General features: G+C 73.4%; 7 protein-coding genes and 1 pseudogene. 4 read left to right on the forward strand and 4 right to left on the reverse strand.

The window, feature by feature from the left end; all coding sequences use genetic code 11:
* Positions 1 to 377, reverse strand: a pseudogene (locus K6I33_RS26050) (hypothetical protein); the annotation flags it as partial.
* A 148-nt stretch (positions 378 to 525) separates the two neighbouring features.
* Here K6I33_RS26050 and K6I33_RS26055 point away from each other — a divergent pair.
* Complete coding sequence (locus K6I33_RS26055) at positions 526 to 1,776, forward strand: histidine kinase (protein ID WP_229356972.1); 1,251 nt, start codon at positions 526 to 528, stop codon at positions 1,774 to 1,776.
* Positions 1,773 to 2,510 carry a response regulator transcription factor gene (locus K6I33_RS26060; protein ID WP_229356973.1) on the forward strand — a complete coding sequence of 246 codons (738 nt, stop codon included), beginning with the start codon at positions 1,773 to 1,775 and terminating at the stop codon, positions 2,508 to 2,510. Before K6I33_RS26055 ends, K6I33_RS26060 begins: the two co-directional genes overlap by 4 nt.
* On the opposite strand, the gene K6I33_RS26065 is transcribed toward K6I33_RS26060, so the two are convergent.
* Entirely contained in the window at positions 2,446 to 4,053 is a 1,608-nt protein-coding gene (locus K6I33_RS26065; RefSeq protein ID WP_229356974.1) for an FAD-binding oxidoreductase, read from the reverse strand. The two genes, K6I33_RS26060 and K6I33_RS26065, sit on opposite strands and share 65 nt — an antisense overlap.
* Positions 4,054 to 4,217: 164 nt before the next feature.
* Complete coding sequence (locus K6I33_RS26070) at positions 4,218 to 5,594, reverse strand: erythromycin esterase family protein (protein WP_229356975.1); 1,377 nt, start codon at positions 5,592 to 5,594, stop codon at positions 4,218 to 4,220.
* A gap of 171 nt (positions 5,595 to 5,765) precedes the next feature.
* Between K6I33_RS26070 and K6I33_RS26075 the strand changes: the two genes are divergently transcribed.
* On the forward strand, positions 5,766 to 7,145 hold the full coding sequence (locus tag K6I33_RS26075) for an erythromycin esterase family protein (RefSeq protein ID WP_229356976.1): 1,380 nt from the start codon (positions 5,766 to 5,768) through the stop codon (positions 7,143 to 7,145).
* 118 nt (positions 7,146 to 7,263) lie between these two features.
* The gene (locus tag K6I33_RS26080; RefSeq protein ID WP_229356977.1) at positions 7,264 to 8,097 is read left to right on the forward strand and encodes a hypothetical protein; all 834 of its coding nucleotides are present in this window, start codon (positions 7,264 to 7,266) and stop codon (positions 8,095 to 8,097) included.
* Positions 8,098 to 8,112: 15 nt separating this feature from the next.
* Here K6I33_RS26080 and K6I33_RS26085 read toward each other — a convergent pair whose 3' ends face one another.
* Positions 8,113 to 9,138, reverse strand: a complete 1,026-nt coding sequence (locus K6I33_RS26085; protein WP_229356978.1) for a YdcF family protein — start codon at positions 9,136 to 9,138, stop codon at positions 8,113 to 8,115.
* Positions 9,139 to 9,338 lie beyond the last annotated feature (200 nt).

Consider the following 9,338-nt stretch of genomic DNA (forward strand, 5'->3'; position numbering starts at 1 on the left):
GCCCACCCCAGCGCCCACGCCAGCCCCACGGCCGCGGCGGCGAAGACCAGCGGCCCCAGCCACGCGGCGAGGTAGTACGGCCACGCGCCCCGGAACCGGGGCCTCAGCCCGGCCCCGGCGAAGCCCTCCCGGGTCACCCGGCGCCGCACGGCCACCGCCGCGAGCGCGGGCATGAGGGCGAAGGGCAGCTGGACGAGCGGATCGACCAGCGACAGCCCCCACAGCGAATGAGCGGCGTAGAGATAGAGCCAGCTCCCCGTGAAACAGATGACCAGGAAAGCCGCCACTCCGTTGAAGGCCGCCACGCCGTTCCGGCCGCCCGTGTCACCACCCGGCCCCCCGTCGGCCGTCGTGCCCACCGTGATCTGCGCTGCCATGAAAGAACCCCCGTCGTACGAAGCAGGTGCCGAAGTCCCGGCAAGCCTCGTGCGCCTGACCGGCCGGCACATCCCGGTCACGGGGGAGACCGTGTATCGCTCGCGCGGGGGAGGCGGGCCACCGCAAGCCGCTGCGATACTCCCGGGCGTGCGTCTCCTGATACGTCCCTTCCGTCCGCCCACGAGCGGCGACACCCTCCGGACCTGGCTCCACGGGCTGCTCGGCGCCGCCCTCGGTCTCCTGCCGCTCGCCGCCGCCACGCTCGTGACCGCGGCGGTCCCGCGCGACTGGCCGGCACCGGCCCGCACCGCCGTGCTCCTGACCGCGTGGGCCGCCCTCACCGTCGCCGCCGGCTGCCCGCGACCGGCGCGGGGCGCCTCCGTCCGCCTGGCCAACCGCCTGCTGGGCACGGCCCTTCCCGCCCCCGTCGCGGCGGCGCGGGCAGGCGGCGCCGACCGGTTCCGCACGGGGGCGTGGCTCGTCCTCCACACGGTGGTGGGCGGTGTACTGACGGCCGTGACCGTCCTCGCGACGGCGACGGCTCTCGCCCTGCCCGCCGTGTGGCTGAACGGCGGCGACCGGATCACGGTGTTCCGTCCCCTGGACGTGCCCGGGGGAGCGGGCGGGCTGTGGACGCTCCCGGCGGCGGGCGCGCTCCTCCTCCTGGCGGGCCACGCCTGTGCCGCCGTCTCCGCCCTCCTCCGGCGCGCCGCCCCCGCGCTCCTCGGCCACGGCCCCGCCGAACGGCTCGCCGCGCTCGAGTCGCAGATGCGGCGGATGGCCCAGCGCAACCGGCTGGCGCAGGAGTTGCACGACTCGATCGGTCACACCCTGACGGCGTCCACCATCCAGGCGGCGGTCGCCAGGAGACTCATGGACACCGACCCGGCCGCCGCCCGCCGCGCCCTCACCGGCCTGGAGGAGGCCTCCCGCGCCGCCATGGACGACCTCGACCACGCCCTGGGCATCCTCCGCGAGGAACGCACGGCCACGGCCCCGCCGCTCACCCTCGCCGACCTCCACACGCTGGTCGACCGGGTCCGCCGGACGGGGACCGACGTCCGCGCGGACGTCACCGGCGACCCGGCGGGCGTCCCCGCGACCGTCTCCCGCGAGGCCTACCGGATCGTCCAGGAAGGGCTGACCAACGCCCTGAAGCACGGCGGCCGTTCCCCGGTCCGCCTGCGCGTGACGGTCACCCCCGCCCTCCTGGAGCTGGAGATCGCCAACCCGCTCCCGGGGCGCGCCCGGCCGGCCCGCGCGGCACGGCGCGGCAGGGGACTCACCGGCATCCTGGAACGCGTGGACCTCCTCGACGGCGAGGCCGTGACGGGACCGGACCCCGATGGCACGGGCTGGCTGCTCGCCGTGCGCGTCCCGCTGAGGCAGGCGCCGTGACCACGACCGTCACCGTCCTCGTCGCGGACGACGAGGAACTCACCCGCACCGGCCTGCGGACCCTGCTCTCGGCGCTGCCCGGGCTCGCCGTCGTCGGAGAGGCAGGCGACGGCCACCGGGCCCTGGCCCTCGCCGGGGAACTGCGCCCGGACGTCGTCCTGATGGACGTCCGGATGCCCGGCATCGACGGCATCGAGGCCACCCGGCGGCTCCAGACGGCCCTGCCCGGACCACCACCGAAGGTCGTGGTGATCACGACCTTCGAGAACGACGCGTACGTCTACGACGCCCTGCGCGCGGGCGCGGCGGGCTTCGTCCTCAAACGCGCCCCGTCCGAACAGATCGCCCACGCCCTGCGCCTGGTCGCCACGACCGACTCGCTCCTCTTCCCCGACAGCGTCCGCAGGCTCGTCGCCGCCCGGCCCGGGCCGCCGCCACGGCCTCCGCGCGGCACCCCCGCCCTCACCGGCCGCGAGCGGGAGATCCTCCGTCTCATGGCGAGGGGCCTGTCCAACACCGACATCGCCGGTCACCTGATCGTCGGCCTGGAGACGGTCAAGACCCACGTCAGCAACCTCCTGGCCAAGCTCGGCGCCCGCAACCGCACCCAGGCCGTGATCCTGGCCTACGAATACGGGTACGTGGTCGCGGGCGCCGGCGAGGGACCGGTCAGCGGGGCGGGCGGATGGACAGGGCGTGCCGGAACTCGTTCCTCGGGTCCCAGTGCGCCTTGACGCGCTGGAGCCGGGCGTAGTGGCCCTTGTAGTAGAGGGTGTGCCACGGAGTCCCGGCCCCGCCCGGCGCGGGGTCGGCGAGGTCGGCGTCGGGGTAGTTGATGAAGCACCCGTCGCTGTTGGTGCCGGGCGCGGGCACACCGCCGCTGTCGGCGTACACGGCCTTGTAGAGGTCGCGCAGCCAGGCGAGCTCCGTCCCGCCGTCGTGCCGCGGGTCCTCCCAGGCCGTCAGGTAGACCGCCTTGAGGATGGAGTCCCGCTGCGCGACGGCCGTCGCGTCGGCCGGGACGGTGTTGACCTTCCCGCCGTAGGAGACCAGCCACAGCGAACCGCCGAGCTCGCCGCCCGCCTTGCCGGTGAGGTGCTCGTGGAGCACATCGATCTGACGGTCCGTGAGGCGCTTGCGCAGATAGCCGGACTTGGCCTTGAAGAACGACGGCGCGGACTCCGACACGTTCGCGTTGACCTGGAGCCAGGGCAGGGCCCGCCGGGTCACCGTGGGCCGGGCCCCGGTCCCCTGGCCGACCGCGGCAAGGTAGTCGTCCAGGAGCCGCTCCGCCCCGGATCCGGTGGAGTCCAGCTGGCCGATCATGTCGAGGGTGCCGACCTTGCGGGTGTTCAGCATCAGCACACTGAACAACCCCGCGTAGGGCGAGCCGGGCGCGCTGTTGTTCTCGTACCAGGTGCCGTGGTTGCGCACCAGCCGGGCGAAGGAACGCTCGTCCAGGTCCTTCCACGGCCAGGAGGCGCTGAAGGTGAGGACGGACGCGGGCGGGCGGGGCAGTAGACGGGTGGGGTCCGACCCGGTGGCCGCCGGGTCCCGGAACCAGTAGCGGGTGACGATGCCGAAGTTGCCGCCCCCGCCGCCCGTGTGCGCCCACCACAGCTCGCGCAGGGGGCCGGACGAGTCCCGGGTGGCGACGACGCTCGACGCCTTCCCGGAGGCGTCCACGACCACGACCTCCACGCCGTACAGATGGTCGACGGACAGCCCGTGCCGGCGCGACAGGGCGCCGTACCCGCCGCCGAGCACATGCCCGCCCACTCCCACCTCGGCGCTGGCGCCCGCCGGGATGGACACACCCCACTCGGTGAACAGCCGCCGGTACACCTGCCCGAGCAGGGCACCCGGCTCGACCGCGAACGCCCGCCGCGACGCGTCGTAATGGACGGCGGTCATGGGGGAGAGGTCGATGAGGGCCTTGACGGAGGGATCGTCGACGAAGCCCTCGAAGCAGTGCCCGCCACTGCGCACGGCGACGCGTCTGCCCTCGCGCACGGCCTGCTGCACGGCCTCGACGACCTGCTCGGTGGTGTCGGCCACCCGCACGTAGTCGGGCTTGCCGACGAAGCGGGCGTTGGTGCCGCGCCGGGTGAGCGACGGGTAGCGCGTGTCGTCGGGTCCGACGGTGGCGGGGCCGGACCGGGCCGGTACGGCGGCGGCCGCCCGGCCGGCGGGTGTCGCGGCGGCCTCCGGCGTGGACAGCCCCACGGCCGTCGCCCCCAGCGCCGCCGTGCCCGCGAGCACTCCGCGTCGTGTCACGTCCGTCAAGGCATGCTCCCGTCACTGGTCGATAAGGAGAAGCGCATGCCCCAACGGTGGTGCACCACAAGACGGATGACATCGTCCGCAGGGAGTAGGGGACACCGTTCCCGGGGAGGAGGACGGACCGCCCGCGATGTAAGCCGCCCGCCTCCCGCCGGCCGCTACGGGCGCGGCACCGGGACGGACGCCCCCACGTCGTGGAGGTGCATGACGATGTCGTAGCCCCGGCCCAGCGCGAGCGGCCACGCCGTCTGGTACGGGTACCGGCCGGGGATCATGAACGTCGGGCGGGCCGTGTCCAGCCAGCCGGTCAGCGCCGGGTCGCGGCGCGCCTCGCGCAGGTCGACGTAGAAGTCGCGGTGGCGCACCTGGTCGAGGACGTACTCGTTGCTGCCGGGCGCGGCGGCGAAGGTGAACGTCCCCACACCCGTCGCCGTCCGGGCCCGGTAGGCGCCGCCGTACGCGGACGTGCCGACGGCGAGGTACTCCTTGCCGATGAGTTCGCGCAGGTCCGCGCCCATCGTGACGGGGTAGACGTGGGGCAGGGCCGCCTCGTAGGTGATGTGCCCGTCGTGTGCCGAGACGACGATCCGGCCGCCGGTGTTCCGCTGCCACCAGACGGCGTTCTCGGCCATGGTGCGGTCCCGGTGCCGGTTGGCGGCGAGGGCCTGGGCCGGGTCGTCGCTGTCGAAGGCGTAGGACGTGGCCATCTGCGAGATGACCCGGGCGTCCTGGAGCACCCGGGGATCCCGCGTACCGGCCCCCTCCAGCAGCCGGTACGCGGCCCCGGCGTCCTCGGCCATCCTCTTGCGCTCGGCCAGCGGGAGGGCGCCGTACGCGGCCAGCCGCTCGGCGACCCCGCCGCGCAGCGCGCGGAGCGCCGCGTACCGCTCGCGCAGTTCGGGGACGAGCGCGGGCGTGTTCCGCTCGGCCCAGGCGAGGAGGCGGTCGTACTGCTCCGGGTCGACGTCGGAGAAGTCCATGCCGACGATCCGGACCTGCTGCGCGGCGGTGCGGTTGTGCTCGCGCACCCAGCTGAAGAGCCGCAGGTACTCCTCGGTGTCCAACAGGCCGTACGCGTCCTGGAACTCGTCGCGCATGATCTGCCGCAGGTCGCCCTCGCCGGTGCGGACATAGGCGTCGATGCGCGCGGCGGCGGACCAGTTGATCTCCATGGCGAAGGCGGAGAAGCCCTCGCGCGTCACCAGGTGCCGCAGCAGCCGGTCCTTGAGGGCGAAGACGTCGCCCGAGCCGTGCGAGACCTCGCCGACCCCGACGACGGAGGCGCCCCGGGTGGCCTTCCCGAACGCCTCCAGGTCCGCACTGGACCCGCCCGGCCGGGTGCCGCGCAGCCGGTGGGCGTACCGGTCCAGCCCGGCCACCACCGCACGGTCCGGCGCCGTGGTCGCGGCGGCGGCAGCGGCGGAGGACGGGGCGGCCTGCGGCCGCGCGGCCGCGCCGGCGGCGGTGGCCGGGCCCAGGAGTGCGGTGACGGCGAGGGCCAGGGACGCGGAACGGCGTAAGGTCATATGTCTCATACACGTTGTTATACAGGTTGCCTTCTGAGGCTCTTGGGTCGGCTGGTACCGGCGGTTGATCCCGTCGGCGGCCGTCCCGCGTTCCCCAGGTGCAGGGTGGGGCCAGCCCCACCCGGAAGACGGGGACCCGCCGGATGGGACCCCGTCCTCCCGGCGACGAGGCTGGACCGTATGAAGCACACCAAACGACGCCCGGCCACCGCCTTCCTGACCCTCTTTCTCTGTCTGGGCGCGACCGCGGCCACCACCCCGGCCCTCGCGGCCCCCGCCCATGACGACGACGGCGTCGTCCGGGCCGTCGAGCGCGTCGCGCACCCGCTCCGGTCCACCGAGCCGTCCGGGCCCTCGGACGATCTGCGGCCCCTGGACCGCATGGTGGGGGACGCGCGCGTCGTGGGAATGGGCGAGGCCACCCACAGCTCCCATGAGTTCTTCGCCCTCAAGCAGCGGGTCTTCCGCCACCTGGTGGAGGAACGCGGCTTCCGGACCTACGCCCTGGAGGCCCCCTGGAGCACCGGGCTCCGGCTCAACGACTACGTCCTGCACGGAAAGGGCGACCCGGAGCGCGTGCTGCGCGAGGACTTCCAGGACGCCTACCTCTTCTGGAACACCCGGGAATACCTCTCCCTCGTCCGGTGGATGCGCTCCTGGAACGTCGCCCACCCCGGCGACCCCGTCCGGTTCATGGGCAACGACGTCTCCTACGCCGGCCCGGACCTCTACGACCGGGTCCTCGACTACGTCCGCACCGCCCACCCGGCCCTGCTGCCCGAACTCACCGGGCTCTACCGCGACCTGCGCCCGACGACGGCCACCGGCCCGTACATGCGCGCCTACCTGGAGCGGCCGCTCGCCGAACGGCAGGACAAGGCCGCCTGCGCCCGGCGGGCCCTGGACCTGCTGCGGAAGCAGCGACCGGCCCCGGGCCGCGCGGCCGGCGAGGCGTACCGATGGGCCGTCCAGAACGCGCTGACACTGCGGCTGACCGCCGACCAGTACGCCTTCGACTTCGGCAAGCAGGAGGGCGTCGCGGCGGCCATGCGCTTCCGCGACCAGGTCATGGCTGACAACACCGCGTGGTGGCAGCGGAACACCGGCGACAAGGTCCTGCTCTCCGCCCACAACGGGCACATCACCTATGTGAGCGACGACCCCGCGAACTACCCGAAGTCGCAGGGGGCGTTCCTGCACGACCGGTTCGGGGAGCGCTATGTCGCGGTCGGGCTCTCCTTCGACCAGGGGTCGTTCAACGCGACAGGACCGGACGACAAGCCGCTGGGGAAGAACGTCAAGAAGTTCACCGTGGGGCCCGCCGCCCCCGGCAGCAACGAGCACACCCTCGACCGGGTGCGCGAGCGCGACTACTTCCTGGACCTGCGCACCGCACCGGCCCCGGCCCGCGACTGGCTCCGCCGGGCCCGGCCCACCTACACCATCGGCACGGCCTACCCCTGGCCGCGGCAACCGGTCGCCCTGGGCCGCAGCTACGACGCCCTGATCCACCTCCATCAGGTGCGCGCCGCCGACCTTCTCCCGGGCGACGACAACTGACCGGACCCCGCGGCGAGGGCATGACCCGGACGGCCGGAATCACCCCCCGGTGTGTTCGGTGCCGCGCGGTCCCGGGGAAGGCATGACGCGGACCGGAAGCCGACAGGAAGGCCGGGGCATGGCGACAGGAACCGACGGCGGGGCGGGCGACTGGGGCAAGAGCAGCTTCGACGACATCTACGACCGGCCCGACCCCCGCGCGTACTTCACCCGGCTGGCGCCACTGCGGTACCAGATCCCCCACCACGCCCAGCCCGTCTTCCGGGCCCTGCTCGCCGACCGGGCCCGCGTCCACCCCGGCGAGCCGGTCACCCTGGTGGACCTGTGCTGCTCGTACGGCATCAACGCCGCCCTGGTCAACCACGACCTCACGCTGCGGGACCTCTACGAGCACTACACGGGCCCGCGTACGGCGGGGCTGTCCCTGGAGGAACTCATCGCCGAGGACAAGGAGTTCTACGCCGCTCGCCGCCGCGCCGACGCGGTCCCCGTCGTCGGCGTCGACGCCTCGCCCCGGGCCGTCGGCTACGCGTCGGCCGTCGGCCTGCTGGACGCCGCCTTCGCCGCGAACCTGGAGACCGTACCGGCGGGCGCCGCCCTGTCCGAGGCGCTCGCCCCGGCGGGCCTGGTCACCGTCACGGGCGGGCTGAGCTACATCGGGCCGCGCACGTTCGACACCGTCCTCGCGCCGTCCGGCGGGCGGGCCTGGGTGGCGGCGTTCGTGGTGCGGCCCGTCGACTTCCGGCCCGTCGCGGCGGTGCTGCGGCGGTACGGACTGGTCACACGGCCGTCCGGGATCACGCACCGGCAGCGCCGCTTCACCGACCCGGACGAGCGGCGGCGCACCCTGGAGAGCGTCGTGGCGGCCGGACTGGACCCTGCCGGGCGCGAGGCGGAGGGGTACTACCACGCCGTCCTCCACGAGGCCCGGCCCGCCGAGGACTGGGACTGACCGCCGGCGCTCCGCTCAGCGGATCCACACGGCGGCCAGGCCGAAGAGGGCGAGCAGGCCGCAGATGGTGAAGTTGACGAGCTTGTGGTTGAGGAAGACGGCGACGAACTCGCGGATCGTCGCGCTCGGCCAGAAGTACGCGGCCGTCGGGGAGCCGACGACCTGGCCGTTGACGCCGGTCTTGCGGGCCATGAGCGCGGCCCGGAAGGCGTGGAAGTTATTGGTGACGATCACGCAGCGGTAGCCGGGCTTCGCCTCCGACATGATCGCCTTGCTGTAGAGGAGGTTCTCCTCGGTGGTGCGGGACGCCTCCTCGCGCAGGACGTGCTCGGCGGGGAAGCCGCGTTCGGTGAGGTAGTCGGCCATGGCGTGGGATTCCGGGAGCCGCTCGTCCGGGCCCTGGCCGCCCGAGGTGATGAGGACGGGCGGATTGCCGCGCGCCGCCTGCCGCTCGTACACCGCGCGCCCGCGCTCCAGCCTGCTGGCGAGCAGGGGCGGCACCTTCGTCCCGCCGATGAGCCCGGAGCCGAGCACCACCACGAAGTCGACGTCCCGGCGCGGCCGCATCCAGCCGTACAGGAACGCGTAACCGATGAAACAGAAGAACAGGAACGAGACATAGGCGGCGATCATCAGGGTGGTGCCCGTGGCGATCGTCAAATTCCGGGAGCGGGTGACGGCGGACGCGATCGTCAGGCCGATGAGGCCGAAGATGCCGAGACCGGCGAGGAAGGACAGCAGGTTGGCCGGGCGCCGCCCCTCCTTGCGGATCATCTTCACACCGTTGGCCAGCAGGAGCGACGGCAGGACGAGGGCGCCGAGGAAGGGGATCAGGAGGAGTCCGGCCGCGATCCACTCCAGGGCGTGCACACCGCGGTCGCCGCCCGCCGCGGCCGCGCGCAGCAGACTGAACAGCAGACCGAACAGCAGGAATATACAACTGAGCCCGAAGTGGACCGCGTTGCTGAAGCGTCGTCGGTCGCGCAATACGCCGATGCCGAAGAGGAGGAGGAACAGGGCTGCGGGGGCATACGCGATCACGACTGCATCGTACGCGGTGTGACGATGTGTCTGAACATGTCAGCGCGCCCTCGGACAGTCGAATGGACCGGGCGGGCACGGTACGGCCACTAAGTGTTTGCGCATGATCACTTCTCGCGCCTGGCGGAGCGCCGCCGCCGCTGTCCTGGGCCTGGCCGCCGTCATCGCCCCACCCGTCGCCGCGCCGGCGGCCTCCGCCC

This window comes from Streptomyces sp. UNOB3_S3 (assembly GCF_020740895.1).
Classification (GTDB): Bacteria; Actinomycetota; Actinomycetes; order Streptomycetales; family Streptomycetaceae; genus Streptomyces.